We start from the raw sequence: 24,080 nt of genomic DNA, 5'->3' as shown, positions 1-24,080 counted from the left end.
CGCTTTGACCACGGATGTACTGGCACCGCTGGAAGCTGATTTTTTAAGGGCCGGGCATCATGTCCGGCCTTTTTGTTTTCGATCATGCATAGTTTGCAAACAGGAGCCGTCATGACGCACAGCAAGGCCGAAATGGCCTTTGACCAGGTTCAATCGCAGTTCTTCGCGCGCGACCACGCGGTCGAAGAGCTGGATTATGTCGCGCAGGTACGGGAGGCGAAGACCCTGCGTCTTCGCGAAGCCCGCCTTGCCAGGGAGGAGCGCGATCGAAATGCAGCGCTCGCCATCGCGCTCGCGAAGCGCGCGAAACAGAGACAGGTGTGAGCAACGCCGTGACCGAGAGTCGCCCCGCCGAACATCCCGAGTGGGGATTGGAGCAATTGCGCAGCGCAATCCATGCGGCGGGCGTGGCCCTATGGTCCTGGAACGTGGATACTGACCGCTTCGTTATGGACGGTCACGGCTTTACTCTCTGGAACGTCACGCACGATGTTGCCCTGACCTTCGAGCACCTGTCCGAGAAAATACATCCGGCCGACAGGGACCGGGTGAGGGCAGCCTTTGTCGCGACACGCGCCGTGATCGGCCCTTACGAGATCGACTTCCGCATCCTCGTCGGATCGGACGTGCGATGGGTATCGGCGCGGGGACAGGGCAGTGATGCGGGCATCAAGAACCGGGCGATGACGGGTATTTTTCTGGACGTCACGGGGCGCAAGCAGGCCGAAGAAAGCCATGAACTCCTTGCGGGCGAAATGAGCCACCGGGTCAAGAACCTGCTTGCCATCGCGTCGGGCCTCACTCTGATTACCTCACGATCCTCTGCATCCATCGAAGACATGACGAAGCAGCTGACCAACCGGCTGACCGCACTCGGCCGGGCGCACGATCTTGTTCGGCCGTTACCGAGCGGCCAGGGCGATGCCGCGCTTCTCGGGGACATCTTTACCGTTTTGCTCGCTCCCTATGACGACGATGGAGCTTTTGCCGGAAGAATCAGAGTAGCCGTTCCGCGTCTCGGCGTCGGCCAGGCGGCTGCGACGGGTCTGGCGCTCGTCGTCCACGAACTGGCAACCAACGCCTTGAAGTATGGCGCACTATCGGTGTCGGAAGGCACGCTCGATGTCTCGGGTACGATGGTTGGGGATAACGTCGAAATTCGCTGGACGGAGAGAGGGGGGCCCGAAGTCAGCGCGCCTGAGGGGCCTGGCGGATATGGGAGTAAGCTTCTCCGCCGCACGCTGGCTGGCCATCTTGGCGGCGCCCTCGAGCACGTATGGTCTATGGAAGGGTTGCTCGTGACCCTGCGCATCGATGGCGTTCGACTGTCGCTCTAGCCTTCAATGAACGGACACGCCTGCACTGCAGCGTCGGTGCCTTCTCATATTTGACCCTTTCATTGATGAGCTGCGGAAACGCGGCGATTTGGCCGGCTGTCCAGAATATCCAACCAGCTGGTAATCCTTGGGCCGTTTCTTTCGGGCCGCTTGAATACTATGCGGATAGATGCTGGCCATCATTGCCGAGGCGATATAGAAGCCAGGTTCAGCAACAGGCAGATCGCGATGGATGACTCGATCAAGATAGACAATCGCGGCGACTTCGGGCTCTGGGCCATCGAAGTGGCCAAGCAGATCGTCAGCGAACAGGGTTTCGACCTGGCCAACGCTTCGCGGAGCGGCACGGAGGACGAGCTACGCGTCGCCGGCAACGCGCTGGGGCAGGCCATCACCAATGCACTCATCGAGGTGTATGACGGTCTGCTCGAAGGCGTGCCTGAAGAGTAGAGCCGCGCTTATCCCGAGACACACGTGTGTTCTACGGAAACGGGAAAGGCCGCCGGCTGGCCAGCGACCTTTCTTCGGCTGCGATAGAAACAGGCGATTATTCGGCAGGCTGGCCCGACGGTATCAATACCGCGTTTTCGGCGTCGGCGCCGCCTGCCATGGCGGCTGCAAACTGTGTCCGGTCCAGCTCGTTTTCCCAGCGCGCGACAACGACGGTCGCGACCGCATTGCCGATCAGGTTCGTGAGCGCCCGGCATTCCGACATGAAACGATCAATGCCGAGGATCAGCGCCATGCCGGCGACAGGCACGGAGGGAACGACCGAAAGGGTCGCCGCCAGGGTGATGAAGCCGGCGCCGGTAATGCCTGCAGCTCCTTTCGAGCTCAGCATCGCGACCAGCAGCAGCAGGACCTGGTCGCCGAGTGTGATCGGCGTGTCGGTCGCCTGGGCGATGAAGAGCGCGGCAAGCGTCATATAGATGTTGGTGCCGTCGAGATTGAAGGAATAGCCGGTCGGAATAACCAGCCCGACCACCGAGCGCGTGCAGCCGGCGCGTTCCATCTTGGCCATCAGGCCGGGCAACGCCGCTTCCGACGAGGAAGTGCCAAGCACAAGCAGCAGTTCCTCCTTGATGTAGCGGATGAGCGCGATGATCGAGAAGCCGTTGTATCGGGCGACGGCACCAAGGACGACCAGAACGAACAGGAGCGAAGTGAGATAGAAAGTGCCGATCAGCATGGCAAGGTTGGCAATCGAGCCGATGCCGTATTTGCCGATGGTAAAAGCCATGGCGCCGAAAGCGCCGATCGGGGCCGCCTTCATCAGGATGGTCACGAGACGGAAGATCGGCGCGGTCAATGCCTGCAGGAAGTCGAGAACAGGACGGCCGCGGTCTCCGACCATGCCAAGGGCGATGCCGAACAGAACCGAGAAGAACAGCACCTGCAGGATATCGCCCTGTGCGAAGGCGCCGACGATCGTGTCCGGGATGATGTTCATCAGAAAGCCGGTGATCGTCGCGTCATGGGCCTTCGCCGTATAGGTCGCCACTGCCTTGGCGTCGAGCGTGGCCGGATCTATGTGCATGCCGGCGCCGGGCTGGACGACATTCGAGACGAGGAGGCCCACGGCGAGCGCAAGCGTCGAAAAGGCCAGAAAGTAGATCATCGCCTTGCCCGCGACACGCCCGACCTTCTGCAGGTCGGCCATGCCGGCGATACCGGTTGCCACCGTCAGGAAGATCACCGGCGCGATAATCATCTTCACCAGCTTGATGAAGGCATCGCCGAGCGGCTTCAGCGACGCGCCGACATCCGGGTAGAAATGACCGAGCAGGATGCCGGCGGCAATTGCCACGAGAACCTGAAAATAAAGGTGGCGGTAGAAAGGAAGTTTGTCGTGCGTTGGCACATCGGAGATCGTTGCGTTCATCATGTCCTCCATGGCGCCCCAACCAATTGGCCTCCCGGGGCGGCGGCGTTACTGTTGCGGCAGGTGTGCTGCTGGTTTTGCTGGAGCAACATGCGTGCCAGAGAGGTGGCTGACGCCTAACCCATTGATTTTCCATGTTCGGACTGAACGACGGAAGTGGTTCCTGAAGCCTGCCGTGCGGATTTCCGCCATTGGTCTTTGCTTTTTATGCGGATTTATGCACACATCCGGTGATGCTTGAGCAGCGCCGTCGAGAGAAATCGGTCAGGGATCCCGCCTTCGGGTGGACACCATGGCCTGCCTTTGCCTTCGCAGCTGCCGCGATCCTGATATCCACTCTTTATGCCGCCGGTCTCTCCGGCCGCAGTTCCGCAATCGGAGCGATCCTCGACCAGGGCCGCGCCGATGCCAATCTCAAGGTTGCGCTGCTGCGTGCGGTGCTGGAAAGACCGCGAGCGCTTCCCCTGCTTCTGGCCGAGGATCAACAGGTGGTCGGCGCGCTGGCGTCGAGAAACGTACAGAGCGTCGGCGCCCTGGACCGAAAATTGGAAGGGTTGGTGGCCGGCACCCATGCCTCCGTTCTCTACGTCACCGGCAGGGATGGCATTGCGGTCGCATCCAGCAACTGGCGCGAACCCTTGAGTTTCGTCGGCAACGACTATTCCTTCCGGGAATATTTCCAACGGGCGATGGAGAACGGAACGGCAGAGCATTTCGCCCTGGGCAGCGTCAGTAAGCGTCCTGGACTGTACATCTCCCGGCGTGCCGAAAATCAGGCCGGTGCGCTCGGCGTCGTTGTGGTGAAGATGGAGTTCGACCAGCTGGAAGGCGATTGGCACGACGCCAACCGTCCCGTCTATGTCACCGACGCCGATGGTGTCGTCTTGATCACCAGCATTCCGTCCTGGCGCTTCATGACCGCCGCGCCGCTGCCTGCGGACCGGCTGGGCGCCATCCGCCAAAGCCTGCAATTCGGCAACGCGCCATTGGCGCCTCTTCCGATCGTGCGGCAGGAACCGCTTTCGGATGGGGCGTCGATCGTTTCGGCGGTTTTGCCGGGAACGAGCACGGGAGAGTATCTTCGCCTTCTGACGCCGGTCCCTTCGACATCGTGGCGGCTTGAATATCTCGTGCCGACCGAGCCTTCCGTCGCCGCTGCGGTCCGCGAAGCGCGGCTGCTTGCACTTGCGGTGCTCGTTCCGATCCTCGCACTGATCGCATTCCTTTTGAGGCGGCGGCAGATGATCACCAATCGCATCGCCGCGGAGAAAAACCTGCGCGTGGAACTGGAGCGCCGTGTCGCGGAACGGACCGTGGATTTGAGCCGCGCGAGGGACCTCCTGCAGGAAGAGATCGCCGACCATCGCAGCACCGAGTCGAAACTGCAGGTCGTGCAGCAGGAGCTCGTGCAGGCAAATCGCCTTGCGATCCTTGGTCAGGTTGCGGCCGGAGTTGCCCATGAAATCAACCAGCCGGTCGCGACCATCCGCGCCTATGCCGACAATGCACGTGTCTTCCTGCAGCGGAACCGGAAAGCCTCGGCGGAGGAAAATCTCGGCGAGATCGCCGCCCTGACCGAGCGGATCGGCATGATCACCGAGGAACTCAAGGCCTTCGGACGCAAGGGACGAACGCCGCCCGAAGCCGTCGATCTGCGGGGCGCTATCGAAGGCGCGGTGGTGCTTTTGAGGAGCCGATTTGCCGGCCGGCTCGACATACTCCAGATCGATCTGCCGCCGGCCGGCCTTGCCGTCACCGGCAATCGCGTCCGTCTCGAACAGGTGCTGATCAATCTGTTCCAGAATGCCTTGGAAGCGCTGGAGGGCAGAACCGAGGCAAGTGTGAATGTCTCGGTGGAGACACTGGCGGATGAGATCGTGATCCGGGTCTCCGACAATGGTCCCGGTATCGATCCATCGGTTAGAAGTTCGCTCTTTTCGCCCTTCAACACGTCCAAGGAAAAAGGCCTCGGCCTCGGTCTGGTCATCTCGAAGGATATCGTCACTGACTATGGCGGTCGCATCGAGGTGGAAAGCGGCGAAACCGGCACGACTTTTATTGTCTATCTGCGCAAGGCGGTATCATGAGCAATCCAACACCCGTCGTTCTGGTTGACGACGACGCCGACCTTCTCAAGGCGACCGCCCAGACGATCGAGCTTGCGGGCTTTGTGGTCTCCCGATTTTCGAAGGCTTCCGACGCGCTCGTCCGGATCAACGATGGTTTCGCGGGCGTCGTCGTTTCCGACATCCGTATGCCCGAGATCGACGGGCTGCAGCTCTTCGATCGCGTCCGCAAGCTCGATCCGGACCTTCCCGTCATCCTGATGACCGGCCATGGCGATATACCGATGGCCGTCAAGGCGATGCAGGACGGAGCTTACGACTTCATCACCAAACCTTTCGCCGCGGACCGCCTGGTGCAGGCCATTCGCCGGGCTGCCGAAAAACGGCGGCTGATACTGGAGAACAGGACACTTCGCGATGTGGCCGAACAGGCACGCGACGACCTGCCGCTCATCGGTCAGACCGCGGCCATGGAGCGGCTGCGCAGAACGCTTCGCCAGATTGCCGATACGGACGTCGACGTTCTGGTGACCGGAGAGACCGGTAGCGGCAAGGAGGTCGTTGCCAATCTGATCCATCGATGGAGCCGGCGGTCGAAGGGCAGTTTCGTCGCGCTCAATTGCGGCGCGCTTCCCGAAACCATCATCGAAAGCGAATTGTTCGGCCACGAGCCCGGCGCCTTTACCGGCGCGCAGAAAAAACGTGTCGGCAGGATCGAATATTCGAGTGGCGGCACCCTCTTCCTCGATGAAATCGAAAGCATGCCGCCCGCCACGCAGATCCATATGCTGCGCGTCCTGGAGGCGCGTGAGGTGGCACCGCTCGGCACCAACGAGACGCGGCCGATCGACCTGAGGGTCGTGGCGGCCGCCAAGGTCGATCTTGGCGATCCCTCGCAACGCGGCGCATTTCGCGAAGACCTCTATTACCGGCTCAACGTCGTCACCATCTCCATTCCGCCGTTGCGTGAACGGCGCGACGACATCCTCCTCCTCTTCGGATTCTTTTGCGAACGGGCCGCCAAGCGGTTCAACCGTCAAACGCCCGCTCTGTCATCTTCTGCCCGTCATCACCTCGAAACCCATCATTGGCCGGGAAACGTCCGCGAACTGTCCCACTTTGCAGAACGCTTCGTCCTCGGGCTTGCAGGGGAGGACGACGGGGCGATGGTGCCGCTGGAGGCAGCCACCCTGACGCTGCCCCAGCGTCTCAACCAGCATGAAGCGGAAATCCTCCGTGAGACGCTGGCCAGCAACGCAGGCGATGTCCGCCGTACGATCGAGGCGCTCGGAATTCCGCGAAAGACCTTTTACGACAAGCTCCAACGGCACGGGATAGAGCGTGCCTCTTTCGACCAGGGCGTCAAGCCGGCCAGATAGAGCCTCAAGGCCGCAAGCAGACTTTGTCGGCATGCATGTGATACCGAGGCGGAAAGCCCCAGAAAACGTCGGCCGCCATCGTCAACGCGTGGTTTCGGGATCTGCATGGTGGCAGGCGGTCAGCAACCCCGGGGCAGTCGTTCTTGCCGTCAGGCCAGGCTCCTGATCGGCGCAGATCGAAGTGGCCTTCCAGCACCTCGTCCGAAATCGGCATCCGCTCGGCGGATTGGCAGGGCTTGGAAGATCGCCTTCCAGCACGATGCGCTTGCGATGTCCGCGAAGCCTTGGGTCCGGCGTCGGAACAGCCGACATCAGGGCCTGCGTATAGGGATGTGCCGGCGCGCTGAAGATCGATTGCTTCGGCCCGGTCTCGATGATCTTGCCGAGATACATGACCATCACTCGATCCGAGACGTGCCGCACGACGGCAAGGTCGTGCGCGACGAAAAGCATCGCCAGATTGCGCTCGCGCCTCAGCCTGGCGAGCAGATTGACGACCTGGGCCTGAACCGAGACGTCGAGGGCGGAGACCGGTTCGTCGCAGACGAGGAGCGTCGGGTTGAGTGTCAGGGCGCGCGCGATTCCAAGCCGCTGCCGCTGGCCGCCTGAAAATTCCGAAGGATAGCGGTCCGCATGTTCCGCACGCAACCCCACGGATTCAAGCAGCTTGACCGTCTCTTCCCGCCAGCGGGCCTTTGGCACGGCGCCGGGATGCAGCGCCCACGGTTCGGAGATCAGCCGGTCGATCCGCATGCGCGGATTAAGCGACTGGTAGGGGTCCTGGAAGACGACCTGCATCTTGCGGCGCAACTCATGCAGCTCCCGTCCGCTCGCTTTGGTGATTTCCACGCCATCGAGAACGGCGCTGCCGCTGGTCGCCGGCCCGAGCTTCAGGAGCGTCCTGACCAGGGAAGTCTTGCCGCAACCGCTTTCGCCGACAAGGCCGAGCGTCTCTCCGCGGGCGATCTCGAAGCTGACGTCGTCGACTGCGCGCACGGGCGTCGCGCCGCTGCCAAAGTGCCGGGAAAGGTTTTCGACTTTGAGAAGAGGCTGGTTCATGCTGGTGATACCGGGAAATGGCAGGCGGCCTGGCGGCCCGGCCCCACGGTTTCAAGGGGAGGGATGACCTCGGCGCAGAGCCCTTCGGCGCGCGGACAGCGCGTCCTGAACGCGCAGCCTGAAGGAAGGGCGACGGGATTGGGCGCCGAACCGGGGATCGGCACCAGTTCGTCGTCATCGGTATCCAGGCGCGGCTGCGAGGCAAGCAGGCCGACGCTGTAGGGATGTCGCGCATCTTCGAAAAGTTCGAAGACATTTGCGGTCTCGACGATCCGGCCGGCATACATGACGGCCACGCGGTCCGCGAGTTCGGCTACCACACCCAGATCGTGGGTGATGAAGATCATTCCGGCATCGCTGCGTTTGCGGATTGTCGCCAGAAGATCAACCACCTGCGCCTGGATCGTGACGTCGAGCGCCGTCGTCGGCTCGTCGGCGATGATGACATCCGGTTCGAGTGCTACGGCCATGGCGATCATGATGCGCTGGCGCATGCCACCGGAAAATTCGTGCGGATATTGCCGCGCCCGACGTTCAGGATCGGGAATGCCGATTGCGGTCAGGAGGTCGATCACGGCCTTCTCGACGCCGCCTTCGGGGTTGCGGCCGTGGATGCGGTACATCTCCGCGATCTGCCAGCCGACGGGATAGACGGGATTGAGCGCCGCAAGCGCATCCTGGAAGATGAGGGCGATCCGGCTGCCGCACAGATCCCGCCGCTCTTTGCGCGAAAGCTGCAGCAGTTCCGCCCCGTCGAAGCGGATCGATCCCCGGTCGATCGCGCCCGGAGGATTGGGAACGAGGTCCATGATGGCAGATGCAGTCACGGACTTGCCTGAGCCGCTTTCGCCAAGAAGGGCCAGGACTTCACCGCGTTCCAGCGAGAAAGAGACGCCATTGAGTGCGAATATGCGGCCGGACGCCGTATCAAAACTGACTTGCAGATCCTCGACTTCGAGAAGAGCCATCAGCGCCTCCGGCTTACAAGGCGCCAGTGCTGCGACGGGTCGTTGACGATCCGGAACCAGTTGGCGAGAAGGTTGAAGGACATGGTGGTGAGCATGACGGCGAGGCCGGGGAAAAAGCCGAGCCACCAGGCAGACGACAGATAGCCCTGGCCCTGGGCGACCATCAGCCCCCAGCTTACCGAAGGCGGCTGGATGCCGAGACCGAGATAGCTCAGCCCGGATTCGAACAACATGACCATGGCGAGATTGACCGAGGCGAGCGTCAGCATGGTGGGTGCGACGCTGGGGAGGATGTGGGTGCGCAGGATCCAGGCCGGTCCCCCGCCGAAGACGCGCGCGGCATCGACGAAAAGTCGTTCGCGGACCTCGAGCGTTTCGGCCCTTGCGACGCGGATATAGGCCGGCATGCGGGTGATGGCGAGCACGATCACGAGGTTGCTGACGCTCGGACCGAACAGGTAGAGGCCGAAGAGTGCCACCAGCAGGGTCGGGAAACCGAGGATGATATCGCAGATCCGCATGATGAGGTTTCCGACGATGCCGCCGAAATACCCGGCGATCACGCCCAGCAGCGTTCCGCCGATCAGGCTTGACAGCACGGTCACCACGGCGATGCCGATCGTCGTCGAAGCCGCCTGGATGAGGCGAACGAGGAGCGGCCGTCCGAGTGCGTCGGCACCCAGCCATAAGGTCCAGGACTGGCCGAAGTCGAACGGCGGCAGGTTGCGTGCCTTCAGCGAAATGCGGTTGTCGCCCAGGAGCGACAGCGAATCGGTGAAGATGGCGAGCACGACGATCAGCAACCAGATCGCCGCGGCGACGGCCATCGGGTCACCCGCGAGCGCACGCAGGAGCCAGAAGATGCGGGGGCCACGGCGCTCGCGGGCCGGGAGGAATTCGGCGGATGTGTCGGTCATTCGATCCTCACGCGCGGATCGATCGAGGCATAGAGCATGTCGACCAGAATGTTGATGACGAAGATCACGACCGCGACGGCAAAGATCGATGCCTGGACGATCGCGAAGTCGCGTTTCAGAATGCCGTCGATCAGGAGTTTGCCGATGCCGGGAAACCCGAAGACCACCTCGACGACGCCGCCACCGCCGGCGAACTGGGCGGCAAGGTCGCCGGTCACCGTGACCGCGGGAAGGAGGGCATTGCGGAGCGCGTGCACGAAGGTGACCCGTCCGTCACGCGCGCCCTTGGCCCGCGCCGTCCGGACGAATGTCGCATTCAGCGCTTCAATCATCGAGCCGCGGACGATCTGCACCAGAGTTCCGAAAGGCCGGGCAAACAGGCAGGCGACGGGCAGCACCCAGTAAATCGGGCCGCCGAAGCCTGACGTCGGCAGAATGCGGAAGGTGACCGCAAACAGAAGCACGCCCATCAGGCCGAGCCAGAAATCCGGCACGCTTGCGGCTGCCTGCGACAGGACATTGACGCCCCGGTCGATCCAGCCGCCGGCATTCACGGCAGCAATGGATCCCATGACGATCGCGGCGGTGAAGGCCAGAGCCAAGGCGATGGCGCCAAGTGCCAGCGTGTTCGGCAGCGCCTCCAGCACCACGTCCATGGCCGGGCGATTGTGCCAGAGAGACATTCCGAAATCGAGGCTGAGAATATCCCAGGCCCAATCGAAGAACTGGGCCATGAGCGAGCGATCGAGCCCAAGACGGATGCGCATGGCGTCGCGCGCCGCCTCCGAAGCGTCGACAGGCAGGTAGAGATTGACGGGATCGCCCGTCAACCGCACGAGGAAGAAAGCGGATGTCATCAGTGCCGCAAGCGCGAGCGCCGCGAAGGCCGCGCGTTTCAGGAAATAGGTGAAGGACATCCGCTCTCCTCAAGCGACATACAAGCCGTCGGCCGGGCAGATCAACGGTAGCTGATCGACTTCAGCTTGATCTCGTTGCCGGCCTGTACATCAGGCGTATAGTTCACATTCTTGGCGACACGGGCGATCGTGACCATGTGAAAGAGCGGTGCGATGTTGACCGCATCGACGGCGATGTACCTGAACGCCTGTTGGAACAGCTTCTTGCGCTCGTCGCCGGTTGCCTTCGAGCCGTCGGTAATCAGCTTGTCGAGGCCGGCGTCGGTGATGGTCGACTGGTTGCCATCGGTGGTAAAACGGTTCGGCAGCGTGAACACGGCATCGCCCTCGGCATTGTCGATCTGCGTCTGCAGGATCGAGGGCGGGCGATCCTTGTTCCACGGTTTCAGCAGCCGCTTCAGCCACGGGCTTGTCTCGAGCATTTCAAGCCGGGCGTTGAAACCGGCATCCGCCAGCATGGCCTGAATGGCCTCCAGGCTTTCGGAGGAGTTCGGATAGATGCCGATGCGGCCGTAGATGATGATCTCCTTGTCGACCGGCACGCCATCCGCCTTGGCGGCTGCAAGCAGGGACTTCGCCTTTTCCGGATCGTAGGTCCAAACGGGAATGTCCGGATTGAAGCCGAAGACCGATGGTGGCACGACCTGCATCGCCTTTTGAGCGTCCTTGTGGAAGATCGTTCCAATGAGGCCATCCCTGTCGATCGCGAGGTTGAGGGCTTCGCGAACGCGCTTGTCGTTGAGGGGTGCGATCTGCGCATCGATCCTCAACAGCGAGGTTTCGGCGTTTGGGAAGGCGTGATCCTGTCCGGTGGTGCCGTCCTGGGGTGCAATTTCATAGGCGATCTGCGCTTCGCCGGTGTCGACCATCGCCGCCCGCACCGCGGACTCGGCGCGCCAGATGATCGTCGCGTTGGGAATTGCCGGCTTGTCGCCCCAATAGCCTTCATAGGCCACCAGACCGACGGACTGGCCGGGTGTCCACGCGACCAGCTTGTAAGGTCCGGTTCCAGCTGGATTGCGCGTCTTGGTGTCACCCGGGGTTGCCGGCGAACCGATGTCCAGGGCGGACAGCTTGTTCGGCAGGATTGGCTCGACGACGTCCGTCCTTATGAGGAGGGTCGTCGGGTTCACGGCTTCTGCATTGAGTTTGAGGCCCTTCAGGGTGGCAAGTCCCACTTCGCAGGCGAGCGCCGGATCCTGGGCCCGCTTCAGAGCCGCGATAACCGCATTCGCATCGAACGCCTTGCCGTCGTGGAAGGTCACGCCTTGGCGCAGCTTGAACTCCCAGGTCAGGCTATCGACCTGCCGCCACCTGGTGGCGAGGCTCGGGACGACAGAACCATCCTTGGGGCTGAGATTGACGAGCGCTTCGGTGATGTTGTTGTGCAGAATGCGTGAATTGCCCGAGAGGTCCGTGTCGCAGGGGTCGAGCGATTTCGGCTCGTCCGTCACCACGACCGTCAGCTTGTCCGGGGCCGCGCGAGCGGGAATTGCGACGCCTGCCGCCAACGATATTGCAAGCCCCATGCTCAACGCATGGATACCCGTGATCTTCTTCATGAAAGCCCTCCTCCAAATCCAAACGAGCCGCATACGGCGCCTCGGTGATCTCTTCCTCAAAGTCATCCGGGTCCGCGGGGACAACCCGCGCTCAAATGGCTTTACTTCCTCCTGCAAGTGCGTAGTGTCAAATGTGACACTTGCGACGCCAACATGCTCGTTCAATCTCAAGAAGTCAAGGCAGTCAATCCGTATATGGAATTTGAAGTTCATGAGTGAACCAAAGCATGGGTCCCCGGTGGTGGAAAAGACGGCGCATCTGCTTGAGGCGGTTGCGGATGCGCGGACCGGAATTTCGCTCGGCGCATTGGTCGATCAGCTCGGAGTGCCTCGTTCGACCGTCTATCGCATCCTCAATTCACTGACCGCACATGGGCTTGTGGCTCGGGTAAACGGCGGGGCCTCCTACGAGCTGGGGCCGAAATTCGTGCAGCTTGCGCGGCGTATTTCGCCCGGTGCGGATAGGGTGACGCTGATCGAGGCTGCGAGGCCTGTTCTGGCTGCCGCGGCCGACAGGATCTACGAATCTTTCAGGCTGGCGGCGCCCGAAGGCAATGAAATGATGACGATATTTGCGGCCCCCAGTCCCGGGGACTACGCCCTGTTCATCAAGGTCGGCGGTCGTTCGCGCAAGCATGTCGGTGCGGCCGGCAAACTTGCTCTGGCCTATTCCGACTACAACGAGATCGAGGTCTACTGCGCCGGCGGGCTGGAGGCTCGGACGCCATATACGATCACCGATCCTGAGACGTTGAAGGAAGCGCTCGCTGAAATTCGCCGCAGCGGAAGTGCGGAGGACAACCAGGAATCGAACCTTGGCCTGCGAGCTTTCGCAGCTCCCATATTCGATTCAGCAAGTCGCCTGGTCGCCACCGTCAGCGTGCCGTTCATCGGCGAGGCGACGCCGGAGCGCGCTCGATCAATCAGGCGCGAGGTCCTCGACGCCGCTGCCATGGTGATGAAGGCCATCAATGGCGCTCATCCAATGTCCAAATAAGAAGCAGGAAATTCTTTATTGAACTATCATGCCGTTATGCTAGACCTCGCAGCCGGACAAACGGAGGTTATCATGACGGCGTTGGACCCATCGGTTTACGTAAAGCTTTTGCGGACAAATTCGGCGACCCTGAGCAGCTTGCTGCTGAAACGTGGGCTCAGGAACACCGCGGTTCGCGGTGTGCGGCCGCTGGCCGCCGCCGAGAAACCTATGATCGGCCCGGCCGTCACCGTTCGCTACATTCCCGCCCGGGAGGATATCGACGGCTCGGCCTACAGTTCCGATCCGTCCAATCAGCAGCGCAAGGCGATCGACACGATACCCGAGGGGCACGTCCTTGTGTTCGATTGCCGCTCGCTGGCGGAGATTGCCGGGATTGGCGCGATGCTGGCCCGGCGCCTTGTCTACCGCGGATGCGCTGGCCTTGTGCTGGATGGCGGCGTTCGAGATACGGCCGATATCGCCCAGCTCGGGCTCCCGACCTACTGCATGGGGCCGGCGGCTCCGGCCAATCTGGTTGCCCACCATGCTTCCGACATGAATCAGCCGATCGCCTGCGGTGGTGTTGCGGTTTATCCCGACGACATCATCTTCGGCGACAGCGAGGCTGTCATCGTCATCCCCCGGCAATATGTGAACGAGATCGCTGACGAGGCCGTCGCAATGGAGGAGCAGGAGGAGTTCCTGAAGCTGGAGATCGAGTCGGGCAAATCGACACTTGGCGTCTATCCGCCAAACACGGAAACGCTCGAGCGGTTCGAGGCCTGGCGCAGGGCTCGCATCGAGGCCGTTTGACGCCTGTCACCGCCAGCGTTCGGCGAGTTCGGCCCTGCAGCTCGCTTGGGCGTGGAATCTTCATCTACTGCGACGCGCTGTGGCCCCCAACGCGGCAACGGTTCGATTCCCGCGCCGCTCGAACCCGCCTACGATTGAAGTCAACGGCAATTCCAGCAACCTGAATCAACCGATTTTCGCGGCAGTGTTCTGAAGAACGGTGCGGCTCTCCGGGAGCTCCGGCGGAGCTCCTATGGATTGTCGTTTGATGAGTGTGGTCGCCAGCACCCGGCAGCGTGGCGCATCGCCGATGCCGGTAATGCGCCGGACGAGGATCCGCGCGCTTTCGAAGCCGAGGTCGTAGACCGGCTGGGCGATCACCGTAATCGGCGGGCTGGTCACGCTTGTCCAATCGGCATCGTGGAAAGCGATCAGCGACAGGTCTTGAGGGATGGACATGCCCAGTCTGCGCAGGGTCTTGAACACTTCAAGCGCCACCACGTTATCCGACGCGAGTATGGCAGTTGGCCTGTCGGCGCCCTGAAGCAATTCGGAAATGATCTTGTCACCCTCGCCGCGGCGGTTGGCACCGAGCCGGATGTAGCGCTCCGGATGCTCGATACCGGCAGACCGGCTCGCCGCGACAACGCCTTCTATTCTCTCCATCACCGTACTCAGATTGATCTGGTGCGGTCCCCGGTAGATCGGGTCGTCCGACTCCGTGGCTGAGATGTAGGCGATGCGGCGATGGCCGGCTTCGATCAGGGCTCGTGTGGCGGCCTCGGCCGCCTGTCGGTCGTCCGTAACGACGGCATCGACTGCAAGACCCGGAACGGTCCGGTCCAGAAGGACGAGGGGTCGACCGGATCGCTGGACCTCGTGCAGGTGCTGTGTCTCATATACCGAGGCCGGAGTAACGATCAATCCATCCACGCGCTTGCCCAGCAAGACGCGCACGGCCGCCTTTTCCTTGGCGGCATCCTCGCCGGAATTGGACAGGATGACATCGAATCCGGCTGCGTGCGCCGCATCGCTGATCCCGCGCACGGCCTGGCCGAAATACGGATTTTCGATATCGCCGACGATGACCCCGATCGTCTTCGACTTTCCGGTCGTCATGCTGCGCGCAAGCTCGTTGGCCTGATAGCCAAGCTTTCTTGCGGCTTCGCGAACCTTCTCCTTCACGACGGGGCTCGCTGTCCCGTAGCTGCCGAGAACGCGTGCGGCGGTCGCCTTGGATACACCTGCGCTCTGCGCAACGTCCGAGATGGTGACAAGCCGCTTTGACGTCGTTCTCTTCATCATGTTCCGTGACATAGGCTGAGAAAAAAACGGCGTCAAGAAAATCACACCATTGACATGTGAGACCGGTCTCAAATACGATTGATACCGGTCTCATTAGGAAATACGGGCGCTTTTACGCCTCGGATGGACGAAGCCCTCTACGATAATCCAGGACGAAGGAACATGCAGTTGACAACCTCTTCCTCCCGCCAGCGGATCGCCGTCATCGGTGGCGGTATTTTCGGTGTTTCCTCGGCGGTTCATCTGGCCCGGCTGGGCGCGCAGGTCATCCTAGTCACGGAAGGGGCGTTCGCCAGCGGCGCGTCCGGTCGGTCGCTGGCATGGCTCAATTCGGCACGTTTCCGTTCCGCCGAATATCACCGTCTTCGGGTCGCCGGCATCGATCGCTACCGGACACTGGCAAGCCGCAATGAAGGCGCTGCCTGGCTGCGCTTCGACGGTGGCCTGACATGGGATGCGGACGATGCGGCGAACCGGATTGCGGAAACCTTCGCTCACGAGCAATCGATCGGTTATGACTGCCAGCTTCTTGCCGCAACAGAAGTGGTGAAGGTCACGCCCGGTATCAATGTGGCTGCGGTTTCGCCTCAGGGCGCGATTTTCAATCCCGGTGAGGGCTGGGTGGACCTGCCTTCCCTGATCGATATCCTCCTTCAGGAATTCAAGGCGCTTGGCGGCCAGGCCGTCGCCCATGCCGGAAAGGCGAGCGTCGACATCAAGGGTGGTCGGCCAGCCGGGGTCTCGACTACAAATGGAACGTATGTAAAGGCGGACGCAGTTCTCGTCGCCACCGGCGCGGTCGTGCCTGACATGGCAAAACAGGCGGGCCATGCCATTGCCGATGGAACTCCGATCGCCCTTCTTGTCAAATCGAAGCCTTTCAGGCCCGCCGTCCGCGCCGTCCTCAATACACCGAACGTGGCGCTGCGCCCGACGCCGGATGGCGCGGTCGTCTGCGATTCCGCATGGTCGGAGGAAGAGCTCAATCGCCGCTCCGACGGAACCCATGACGTGAAGGAAGAGACGCTTCGTCGTCTCCTTCTGGAAGCCTCGAACGTGCTCGAGGGTAACCCCGCGCTTGAACTGGAAAGCTATCACTGCGGGCCGAAGCCCGTGCCGGGTGACGGGGAACCGGTGATCGGCCCGCTCGAGGGCATTCCGGATTATTTCGTCGCCTTCAGCCATAGCGGCGCAACACTCGGGCTGATTGCCGGTGAGCTCATCGCGCGGGAAATCGTGACGGGGGAGGCGAGCCCTCTGCTTGCGAATTTCCGGCCGGCCCGTTTCGCCCGGAAAAGCCAGGCCTTGGCATCGTAAGCCGAGCTGCAGGGAGGAGATTGCAGATGACGGCGAAGGAGAAGAATTCGGAGATGGTCGATCTCGAAGTTGCCGTCGAATTGTCCGGCGTCGACAAATGGTTCTCCATCCTCCAGGTGCTGCACGACGTCAACCTTACCGTCAGGTGTGGTGAAAAGGTGGTCGTTTGCGGTCCCTCGGGTTCCGGCAAGTCCACCATGATCCGTTGCATCAATTACCTGGAAAAGCACCAGAAGGGCCGCATCGTCGTCAACGGTACGGAGCTGACGGACAACAGGAAGGTTATCGACCGCGTCCGGCAGGATGTCGGCATGGTGTTTCAGAACTTCAATCTCTATCCGCATCTCACCGTGCTCGAGAACTGCACGCTGGCTCCCCGCTGGGTAAAGGGGGTTGCGAGAAAGGATGCCGAGGCTGTAGCGCGCGCCTATCTGGAGCGGGTGCGGATTCCGGACAAAGCCGATTTCTATCCAAGCCAGTTGTCCGGCGGACAACAGCAGCGCGCGGCGATCGCCCGATCGCTCTGCATGAACCCGAAGATCATGCTGTTCGACGAACCGACCTCGGCTCTCGATCCGGAGCTCGTGCGCGAGGTGCTGGACACGATGGCGCAGCTGGCGAGCGACGGCATGACCATGGTGTGCGTCACACATGAAATGGGTTTCGCGCGGCAGGTGGCGGACAGGGTGGTGTTCATGGACGCGGGCAGGATCATCGAGACAGCGCCGCCCGAGGAGTTCTTCAGCAATCCGAGGGAAAGCCGGACAAAGGCATTTCTCAGCCAGATACTGCACTAGCGGGTCTGATTTTCTGCATCCGGACCGGTTGCGGCAAAAAGCATACGGACGGGCAAACGTTCGATGGCAAAACAATGAAACAAAGGGAACGACTGTCATGTACATATCCATCTGCATGCTTCGCCGCACGGCCGTAGCTTTCGGCGCGCTTGCCGTCCTTGCGTTTGCGCCGCTGCCCGCTTCGGCTCAGACCGTGCCTAAGGCGATCAAGGATGCCGGCGTGATCCGCATCGGCGTCAAATGCGACTCTCCTCCATTCGGGGCATCCGGCACCGACGGCAAGCCGGCCGGCATCGAGATCGAGATGGCGAAGCAAATCGGCATTGCCGCCTTCGGGGCAGCCGAAAAGGCGGAATTGAGTTGCGTGGCGACGGACGCCCGCATTCCCTCCCTGACGGGCGGAAAGATCGACCTGATCATTGCGACGCTCGGCAAGACGCCGTCGCGCGAACAGGTGATCGATTATTCCGATATCTACTACTGGGGCAGCAGCCGGGTGATCGTACCGAAGGACAGCAAGGTCCAGAAGCTGGCCGATCTCGACGGCAAGTCGATGCTCATCATCAAGGGCGGCTCGCAGCTGAAGTGGTTGAAGGAACGCATTCCGAGCCTGGAATTCGTCCAGCTCAACACCAATGCCGACAATCTGCAGGCCCTGCAGCAGGGTCGCGCCGACGGCTATGTGGGCGATGCGATCACGATCGCGACGCTTGCGGCCAATTATCCGGAATTCCGCACGCTGGAAGAGCCCGTCGATCTCGGCTTCAATGGCGTCGGCGTCCGCAAGGGTGAGGACGAACTCAAGGCTTTCGTCAATGGTGTGGTCAAGAAGCTGAAGAACGAGAAATTTTACTCAAAGACAGTGCCGACCTTCGTCAAGGATCCCGTCGTCGCGGCGGAAATGGTAAAATCCTTCGAAACGGATCCGCCGGCCGTAAAGTGAGCGAACCCGGTCCTGACGGTTTCGACCGCCAGGACCCCATGTTCACCGGTATTTTCGAGCAGGATGACGGCCATGGACTTTGCCTATATTCTCGACGCCCTGCCGGACCTGATGACCGGCCTCAAAATGACGCTGATCGTCAGCTTTCTCGCGATCGTCCTGTCCTGCCTTATCGGCCTGCTGGGCGCGGTGTTGCGGACGGGCGGGATCAAGCCCCTGCAATATGCTGTCACGGCCTATGTCGAATTCATTCGCGGCACGCCCTACCTCGTGCAGATCTTCTTCATCTTTTATGGCCTTCCGAGCCTGGGGTTGCGCTTCAGCATCTTCTGGTCCGGGGTCATTGCTCTCACGGCCTGGGCAAGTGCCTTTCAGATCGAAAATTTCCGGGCCGGCCTCGCGGCCGTCGGCAGGGGAATGCATGACGCGTCGGCGTCGCTTGGCCTCAAGCGCTGGCAACATTCGATATTCATCATCCTGCCCCTGGCGACCCGCGCCGCTCTGCCGTCGGCGATGAATACGATCGTGGCGACGGTGAAGAATTCCGCATATCTGCAGGCGATCGGCCTGGTGGAGCTGACTTTTGTCGCCGTCGACCGGATCGCCTACGATTTCCGGGCAATCGAGATGTTCGCCTCGATTTGCGTGATTTATCTGATCTGCGTCTTCACCATTTCTGGCTTCGGCTACATGGTCGAACGGCGTCTCAGCCGACCTTTCGGCGGGAGGTAGACGATGCTGCTTCTGGAGTTCCAGTCCTTCCTGTTGGACGGCCTTCTCAATACCCTGTTTCTCTCGTCGGTCATGATCGCCGGCGGCACGTTCTTCGCGGTGATCTTCGCCGCCGGTCTTTCCGCCCAATCGGCTTGGTTGAGAGGACCTGTCTACGGTCTCGTCGAATGCCTTCGCGACATTCCATTGATGGTCACGGTGCTGATGGTGTATTTCGTGCTGCCGCATGCAGGCCTGTCGTTCAATCCGTTCTGGTCGAGCGCGCTCAGCGTGTCGGTCTGGGGTGGGGCGAACGGCGCGCATATTATTCGCGCCGGTCTGCTGTCCGTGCCGAGTGGCCAGCGGGAAGCTGCCCTGTCATCCGGCCTGCGCGGCTGGAAAGGGTTGTTCTTGGTCATAGTCCCGCAGGCGATGCCTGTCATTCTGCCCCCTTACGTCAGCCTCGTCACCAGCCTCACCCAGGCGAGCTCTCTCGGCGCGGTCCTCGGTGTCAACGAACTGCTGCGCTCGGCGCAGATCCTCATCGAGCAGACGACCATCGCGCGCGGAGGAAGCCCGGCCTATCTGGTCTACGGCTCCATTCTTGTGGTGTATTTCGCTCTCTGCTGGTCGATCTCTGCCTTGGGCGCAAAGCTCGAGCGGCATTTCGCTAAACCATACCAGCGGACGAACGGCAAGACCGGGCTTGCAAGGCCGGCGGTGGCCCTGCAGATCAGCACGACCTGAACTGGTATCCTGTCCTTGATATGGGGCAGCCGAAATCTTCGGCTCACCCCCAGAAAAGCGACTTGGGCCGCTCGCCGCCATAGCCTGTTCCATGGCCCTTTCAGAGGGTTTTGAGGTGTAGGATCAAGGTCCTAGAGCGGCGAACTGCGGTGAGGGCTGCGCCGAGCGCGATGATGCCGAGACCAATCATCAGGACCTGATTGTAGCCGCCCCACAACGGCTCAAGCATGGATATCAATCCTGCTGCGGTGATCGTTGCCATCCGGTGTTGCTTGGCCATCGGGCCGGAGAAATCACTCGGATTGCCGGTGGCCCGGCCGAGTTCCCTGACATAAGCCGTCAATACGGCAAAAGCACCAGCGGCCCAGCCGAGGCCGGGCATGCCGATCCCATATCCAACGCCCGCGAAGATCAGGAGATCGGCGATGCGGTCCGGGAATTCGTTCCAGAACGGGCCGTCCGGTTCTCCCTTTCCGCCTTCGACGGCGACCATGCCGTCGAACAGATTGCAAAGCAGCCGGCCCTGGCAGCAAAGCACGGCCAGCAGCAGACAGGCAATGCGGCACCAACCGACCGTCTGTCCCGCCATATAGAAGGCGCCACAGGCAAGGGCCGCGGCGACCATGCTGGCCTGGGATATCTGGTTTGGGGTGATGGTTTTCGATGCCATCCATCGCGCGATCGAGCCTGCCCAGCGGGTGTTGCGGCTTGCCAGCGGCCGCCTGTCGCCTGTCTCGGTCATGTCCCGGCACCTCGTCTTGCGGAGATCGAATAATTGTAGATCGCGGCGTAGCTCGTCGATACCAGAAGCGGAACCGCGACGGTCTTGAGGATTTCCGGTGTGCCGCTCGCCGCATGGATCGCGACGAGAACGGCGGTCGAGCCGAGGCAGGCAATGAGCGGCGGCGCCCATAACCGGGTCATGCCGTCAAAGCGCTTCGAAAGTCCGTCGATCACCGATTTCAGGAAAAGTGTCAGGCACGCGGACATCACGCCCTGCACCAGACCGGAATAAAGCGGTCTTGGCATTGCATAGTCGCGATTGGCAAAGACAGCCCAGCCGCCCATGGCAAGAAACGCGAACAGCACATGCACCGTCCCGCTGCGTGCAAGCCGCTTCAGCGCATCCGGCATCACAGCGACCACCAGTAGCGCACGATATGGAAGAAGATCGGCGCCGAGAACACGACGGAATCCAGCCTGTCGATCAGGCCGCCATGACCTTCGATGAGATTGCCCCAGTCCTTGATGCCGCGGTCCCTTTTGATCGCCGACATCACCAGGCCGCCGAAGAAACCCATCAGCGTGATGATGAAGGCGAGCAGCCCTGCCTGAACAGGCGTGAACGGGGTGATCCACCAGAGGGCAGCACCGATCAGAGTGGCGCTGATGACGCCGCCGACAAAGCCCTCGACGGTCTTGGATGGCGACAGTTTCGGTGCGATCTTGGTGCGCCCGAACAGCTTGCCCCACACATATTGCAGCACGTCGCTCAACTGGACGACGATCACCAGGAAGGCGATCAGCAGTACGTTGCGGCCGTCGTAGCCCGGTATGTTCAAGGTCAGCAGCGCCGGGACGTGCGAGGCGCAGAAGACGCAGATCATCAATGCCCACTGCACCTCCGCAATACGGATCAGGAAACGCTCCGTATCGCCCCTGAGCACCGATATGATCGGCATCAGCAGGAACGCATAGACCGGAATGAAGATCGAGAAGATGCCGTATTGTTCAGCCCAGAGCAGATAGTATTGAACCGGCACCACGACGAAAAAGGCGGCCGCCAGTGCCCAGTGGTCGGCCCTGCGGGTGTTGATGAGGGTCACAAATTCCCTGAGCGCGGCAAAAGAGCAAAAACCGAATAGAACGAGAACCCCGATGCGGCCCGCCACGAAAGCGATGCCGATCAGGATAACCATGATCCACCAGGCCTTGATCCGGGCGTTGAGGTTTTCGATTGCCGCGTTCGAACCGTTTGGCGAGAGGCGCTGCTGCAGCACGTAACCAATGGCCGATGCAAGAATAAGCACGCCGAATATGCCGGCCACCAGCGTCAAGAGATCGGAACTCGCGGCACTCATTCACCACTCCCTGCAGGCTTGGGGGACAGAGCTAGAAGAGCCGTCTGCATGCGTTCAAGGAAAGTGTCCTTGGCCTCATCCTGTGCCAAGCGCAGGGCGCTGCCGAAGGTGACGGTGCAGATCAGCGGTATCGGGACGATCTCACCCTTTGGCATGACCCGGTTGAGATTGTTGATCCAGACCGGGACCAATTCTATGTCGGGGCGTGCCGCCGCCAGATGAAAAATGCCGCTCTTGAACGGAAGGAGAGGGGCATCGGACTGGTTGCGGGTGCCTTCCGGAAAGAGGATCAGCGACGAACCGGCGTCGATCGCCGCGGCCATTTGTGTGACGGGATCCTCAGTCCTCTGGTCTCGCTCCCTGGCGATCAGAACCGCATTGAAAACGTCACGGCCGATAAAACGGTTAAGCCGCGATTTCAGCCAGTATTCAGCGCCGGCAACCGGACGAGCCTGACGACGGAGCCTTGGCGGCAACACCGTCCAGACCAGAACGAAGTCACCGTGGCTGGAATGGTTGGCGAAATAAACGCAAGGGCGGGTGGGCAGGCCTTCCTCAGGCCAGATGGCGCGAACCGCCGTGACCGCGCGGGCAAATACGACGATCGCCGCCGCCGCGGCCTTTGTTATAAAAGCCTTCATTCGTCCCCCGGTCGACGTGAGCGATAGCGCTGATCGAACTCTAGCATTGTCACGGTCGGAAGAAAGGGACTTTGGAACATTCCAGCGAAAAACAGCACCAATGCCGTCGCGCGCTTTACCTTTGAACAACCTCGGTGACCCGGCCACCGGAAATCACCCGGATTCGGCATCCGTCGGCGTGTAGAAGCGCAGGCCCGGCGCCCACGTTCGGCGGGAAGAACGGCGCTTAGATATGCGTCGTCTGCGCCGCGTTGATCGATGAGATGAAGCTCTTCGTGCGCTCCTGTCTCGGATCACCAAAGATCGCTTGCGCTCTGCCGGACTCGACCACTTTTCCGCTCTCGAGGAAAACCACGTGATTGGCGATCCGCGAGGCGAGGCGCAGATCGTGCGTCGCCATCACCATCGTCGTACCCTCGGCGGCGAGCCGTCCGAGCACGTCGATGACCTCGGCGGAAAGTTCGGGATCGAGAGCCGAGGTCGGTTCGTCGCAGAGAAGGACCCGGGGCGAAGGTGCCAGCGCCCGGGCGATCGCAACCCTTTGCTGCTGCCCGCCGGAAAGTTCTGACGGCCAGGCATCGGTCTTATGCGCCATTCCCACCTTGGTGAGCAGTTCGCTGGCGCGGTTATGGGCCCTTTCGCGCGGCCACTTGAGAACCGTCGTCAACCCTTCCATGACATTCTCGATCGCTGTGCGATGCGGAAAGAGCTGGAAGTTCTGGAAGACCATGCCGGTCTGGCGGCGGATTTTCTGGATCGACTTCCAGCCGATCTTCATGCCGGGCTCGAAGTCGAGCTTTTCATCGCCGATGCGGACGGAGCCGGCGGTCGGGATCTCCAGGAGGTTGATGCAGCGCAGCAGCGTGCTCTTGCCGCCGCCCGAGGGTCCGATGAGCGCAGTGACGCTTCCTTCGGGGATGCCGAGGCTGATATCCTTCAGGATGACCGCATCGCCGAACCGCTTTTCGATGTTGGAAAGCTCGATCATCGGTTTGACTCCATCATGCCGCCATAACGGGCGAAACGCTTTTCAAGCCTGTTCTGCAAGGACGACAGCACCGAGCTCAGGACCAGATAGATCAAGGCCGCCTCGATATAGAGGATCAGCGGTTCGTAGGTCGTCGCGACGATCCGCTGGGCCGCCTGGAAGAGTTCCGGCACCGTGATCGCCGCGGCAAGTGACGTATCCTTGACCAGCGAGATGAAGGTGTTCGAAAGCGGCGGCACGGCGACGCGCGCCGCCTGCGGCAGAATGGTGCGGCTCATCGCCTGGCGCCATGACATCCCGATCGAATAGGCCGCTTCCCACTGCCCTTTCGGAACCGACGAGATGACGGCGCGGATAATCTCGGAGCTATAGGCGCCGATATTCAGGGTGAAGCCGATCAGCGCTGCGGGGAAGGCGTCGAGCAGGATGCCGATGCTCGGCAGGCCGTAGAAGATCACGAAAAGCTGCACAAGAAGCGGCGTCCCGCGGATCACCCAGACGTAAAATCGGGCGATCAGCGCCAGCGGTGCCGGGCCGAAGAGCCGCGTCACCGCCGTGATCAGGCCGAGGATGAGCCCGAACAGGAAGGACAGCAATGTCAGCGGAACCGTAAAGCGGATGCCCGCCCATAGGAGGGTCGGAAGTGAATCCGACATCAGTTGAAGCCAGTGCGGCACGATGTGATCCTCAAA

At 61.5% G+C, this 24,080-nt stretch carries 25 protein-coding genes; 12 read left to right on the top strand and 13 right to left on the bottom strand.

What is annotated here, in order from left to right:
• The first annotated feature begins 111 nt into the window (after nucleotides 1-111).
• From C5J24_RS10480 to C5J24_RS10470, 3 genes are all read left to right on the top strand, one after another.
• A complete protein-coding gene (locus tag C5J24_RS10480) occupies nucleotides 112-324 on the top strand; it encodes a hypothetical protein (protein ID WP_172723914.1) in 213 nt (70 codons plus the stop codon).
• Nucleotides 321-1,337, top strand: coding sequence for a sensor histidine kinase (locus C5J24_RS10475; RefSeq protein WP_245446609.1), 1,017 nt, complete (start codon nucleotides 321-323; stop codon nucleotides 1,335-1,337). The genes C5J24_RS10480 and C5J24_RS10475 overlap by 4 nt, the downstream gene beginning before the upstream one ends.
• 228 nt (nucleotides 1,338-1,565) lie before the next feature.
• Nucleotides 1,566-1,787 carry a hypothetical protein gene (locus tag C5J24_RS10470; RefSeq protein ID WP_046605889.1) on the top strand — a complete coding sequence of 74 codons (222 nt, stop codon included), beginning with the start codon at nucleotides 1,566-1,568 and terminating at the stop codon, nucleotides 1,785-1,787.
• 97 nt (nucleotides 1,788-1,884) lie between these two features.
• Here the strand turns inward: C5J24_RS10470 and C5J24_RS10465 are convergent, their stop codons facing one another.
• Entirely contained in the window at nucleotides 1,885-3,231 is a 1,347-nt protein-coding gene (locus C5J24_RS10465; protein WP_371674081.1) for a dicarboxylate/amino acid:cation symporter, read from the bottom strand.
• 221 nt (nucleotides 3,232-3,452) lie between these two features.
• Here C5J24_RS10465 and C5J24_RS10460 point away from each other — a divergent pair, with 221 nt between their 5' ends.
• The gene (locus C5J24_RS10460; protein WP_105418388.1) at nucleotides 3,453-5,306 is read left to right on the top strand and encodes an ATP-binding protein; all 1,854 of its coding nucleotides are present in this window, start codon (nucleotides 3,453-3,455) and stop codon (nucleotides 5,304-5,306) included.
• Nucleotides 5,303-6,664, top strand: a complete 1,362-nt coding sequence (locus tag C5J24_RS10455; protein ID WP_105417732.1) for a sigma-54 dependent transcriptional regulator — start codon at nucleotides 5,303-5,305, stop codon at nucleotides 6,662-6,664. Before C5J24_RS10460 ends, C5J24_RS10455 begins: the two co-directional genes overlap by 4 nt.
• Nucleotides 6,665-6,745: 81 nt before the next feature.
• On the opposite strand, the gene C5J24_RS10450 is transcribed toward C5J24_RS10455, so the two are convergent.
• From C5J24_RS10450 to C5J24_RS10430, 5 genes are read right to left on the bottom strand one after another with little or no spacing between them, the layout of a single operon-like run.
• On the bottom strand, nucleotides 6,746-7,723 hold the full coding sequence (locus tag C5J24_RS10450) for an ABC transporter ATP-binding protein (protein ID WP_105417730.1): 978 nt from the start codon (nucleotides 7,721-7,723) through the stop codon (nucleotides 6,746-6,748).
• Nucleotides 7,720-8,691: an ABC transporter ATP-binding protein gene (locus C5J24_RS10445; RefSeq protein ID WP_105402741.1), complete on the bottom strand. Its 972-nt coding sequence runs from the start codon at nucleotides 8,689-8,691 to the stop codon at nucleotides 7,720-7,722. Before C5J24_RS10445 ends, C5J24_RS10450 begins: the two co-directional genes overlap by 4 nt.
• Nucleotides 8,691-9,608 (bottom strand): ABC transporter permease, encoded by a 918-nt coding sequence (locus C5J24_RS10440; RefSeq protein WP_105417728.1) that lies wholly within the window; start codon nucleotides 9,606-9,608, stop codon nucleotides 8,691-8,693. The genes C5J24_RS10445 and C5J24_RS10440 overlap by 1 nt, the downstream gene beginning before the upstream one ends.
• Nucleotides 9,605-10,525, bottom strand: a complete 921-nt coding sequence (locus C5J24_RS10435; protein ID WP_105417726.1) for an ABC transporter permease — start codon at nucleotides 10,523-10,525, stop codon at nucleotides 9,605-9,607. The genes C5J24_RS10440 and C5J24_RS10435 overlap by 4 nt, the downstream gene beginning before the upstream one ends.
• A 41-nt stretch (nucleotides 10,526-10,566) precedes the next feature.
• A complete protein-coding gene (locus C5J24_RS10430) occupies nucleotides 10,567-12,087 on the bottom strand; it encodes an ABC transporter substrate-binding protein (RefSeq protein WP_105417724.1) in 1,521 nt (506 codons plus the stop codon).
• 211 nt (nucleotides 12,088-12,298) lie between these two features.
• Between C5J24_RS10430 and C5J24_RS10425 the strand changes: the two genes are divergently transcribed.
• A complete protein-coding gene (locus C5J24_RS10425; protein ID WP_105417722.1) occupies nucleotides 12,299-13,084 on the top strand; it encodes an IclR family transcriptional regulator in 786 nt (261 codons plus the stop codon).
• A gap of 72 nt (nucleotides 13,085-13,156) precedes the next feature.
• Nucleotides 13,157-13,879, top strand: coding sequence for a ribonuclease activity regulator RraA (locus tag C5J24_RS10420; protein WP_105417720.1), 723 nt, complete (start codon nucleotides 13,157-13,159; stop codon nucleotides 13,877-13,879).
• Between the two features lie 165 nt (nucleotides 13,880-14,044).
• Here C5J24_RS10420 and C5J24_RS10415 read toward each other — a convergent pair whose 3' ends face one another.
• Entirely contained in the window at nucleotides 14,045-15,163 is a 1,119-nt protein-coding gene (locus C5J24_RS10415; protein WP_105402747.1) for a LacI family DNA-binding transcriptional regulator, read from the bottom strand.
• A gap of 168 nt (nucleotides 15,164-15,331) precedes the next feature.
• On the opposite strand from C5J24_RS10415, the gene C5J24_RS10410 reads away from it, so the two are divergent.
• The 5 genes from C5J24_RS10410 to C5J24_RS10390 all read left to right on the top strand — a co-directional run bounded on the left by C5J24_RS10410 (nucleotide 15,332) and on the right by C5J24_RS10390 (nucleotide 19,678).
• The gene (locus tag C5J24_RS10410; protein WP_371674238.1) at nucleotides 15,332-16,480 is read left to right on the top strand and encodes an NAD(P)/FAD-dependent oxidoreductase; all 1,149 of its coding nucleotides are present in this window, start codon (nucleotides 15,332-15,334) and stop codon (nucleotides 16,478-16,480) included.
• Between the two features lie 26 nt (nucleotides 16,481-16,506).
• Nucleotides 16,507-17,277 carry an amino acid ABC transporter ATP-binding protein gene (locus C5J24_RS10405; RefSeq protein WP_105402749.1) on the top strand — a complete coding sequence of 257 codons (771 nt, stop codon included), beginning with the start codon at nucleotides 16,507-16,509 and terminating at the stop codon, nucleotides 17,275-17,277.
• A gap of 97 nt (nucleotides 17,278-17,374) precedes the next feature.
• Nucleotides 17,375-18,220, top strand: coding sequence for a transporter substrate-binding domain-containing protein (locus C5J24_RS10400; protein WP_105402750.1), 846 nt, complete (start codon nucleotides 17,375-17,377; stop codon nucleotides 18,218-18,220).
• Between the two features lie 72 nt (nucleotides 18,221-18,292).
• Nucleotides 18,293-18,952 carry an amino acid ABC transporter permease gene (locus C5J24_RS10395; RefSeq protein WP_205836933.1) on the top strand — a complete coding sequence of 220 codons (660 nt, stop codon included), beginning with the start codon at nucleotides 18,293-18,295 and terminating at the stop codon, nucleotides 18,950-18,952.
• Nucleotides 18,953-18,955: 3 nt separating this feature from the next.
• Nucleotides 18,956-19,678: an amino acid ABC transporter permease gene (locus C5J24_RS10390; RefSeq protein ID WP_105402752.1), complete on the top strand. Its 723-nt coding sequence runs from the start codon at nucleotides 18,956-18,958 to the stop codon at nucleotides 19,676-19,678.
• Between the two features lie 100 nt (nucleotides 19,679-19,778).
• Here C5J24_RS10390 and C5J24_RS10385 read toward each other — a convergent pair whose 3' ends face one another.
• The 6 genes from C5J24_RS10385 to C5J24_RS10360 form a co-directional block, all read right to left on the bottom strand.
• Complete coding sequence (locus C5J24_RS10385) at nucleotides 19,779-20,420, bottom strand: CDP-alcohol phosphatidyltransferase family protein (RefSeq protein ID WP_105417714.1); 642 nt, start codon at nucleotides 20,418-20,420, stop codon at nucleotides 19,779-19,781.
• On the bottom strand, nucleotides 20,417-20,812 hold the full coding sequence (locus C5J24_RS10380; protein WP_105402754.1) for a hypothetical protein: 396 nt from the start codon (nucleotides 20,810-20,812) through the stop codon (nucleotides 20,417-20,419). The genes C5J24_RS10385 and C5J24_RS10380 overlap by 4 nt, the downstream gene beginning before the upstream one ends.
• On the bottom strand, nucleotides 20,812-21,759 hold the full coding sequence (locus tag C5J24_RS10375; RefSeq protein WP_046632174.1) for a phosphatidate cytidylyltransferase: 948 nt from the start codon (nucleotides 21,757-21,759) through the stop codon (nucleotides 20,812-20,814). The genes C5J24_RS10380 and C5J24_RS10375 overlap by 1 nt, the downstream gene beginning before the upstream one ends.
• Nucleotides 21,756-22,400 carry a lysophospholipid acyltransferase family protein gene (locus C5J24_RS10370; RefSeq protein WP_105402755.1) on the bottom strand — a complete coding sequence of 215 codons (645 nt, stop codon included), beginning with the start codon at nucleotides 22,398-22,400 and terminating at the stop codon, nucleotides 21,756-21,758. Before C5J24_RS10370 ends, C5J24_RS10375 begins: the two co-directional genes overlap by 4 nt.
• 226 nt (nucleotides 22,401-22,626) lie before the next feature.
• Nucleotides 22,627-23,388 carry an amino acid ABC transporter ATP-binding protein gene (locus C5J24_RS10365; RefSeq protein WP_105417712.1) on the bottom strand — a complete coding sequence of 254 codons (762 nt, stop codon included), beginning with the start codon at nucleotides 23,386-23,388 and terminating at the stop codon, nucleotides 22,627-22,629.
• On the bottom strand, nucleotides 23,385-24,065 hold the full coding sequence (locus C5J24_RS10360) for an amino acid ABC transporter permease (RefSeq protein WP_105418386.1): 681 nt from the start codon (nucleotides 24,063-24,065) through the stop codon (nucleotides 23,385-23,387). The genes C5J24_RS10365 and C5J24_RS10360 overlap by 4 nt, the downstream gene beginning before the upstream one ends.
• Between the last annotated feature and the right edge of the window lie 15 nt (nucleotides 24,066-24,080).

Source organism: Neorhizobium sp. T25_27 (assembly GCF_002968565.1).
GTDB classification, from domain to species: Bacteria; Pseudomonadota; Alphaproteobacteria; order Rhizobiales; family Rhizobiaceae; genus Neorhizobium; species Neorhizobium tomejilense.
Note: the sequence above shows the minus strand (reverse complement) of the source record. Positions and strands in the feature narration are given on the sequence as shown.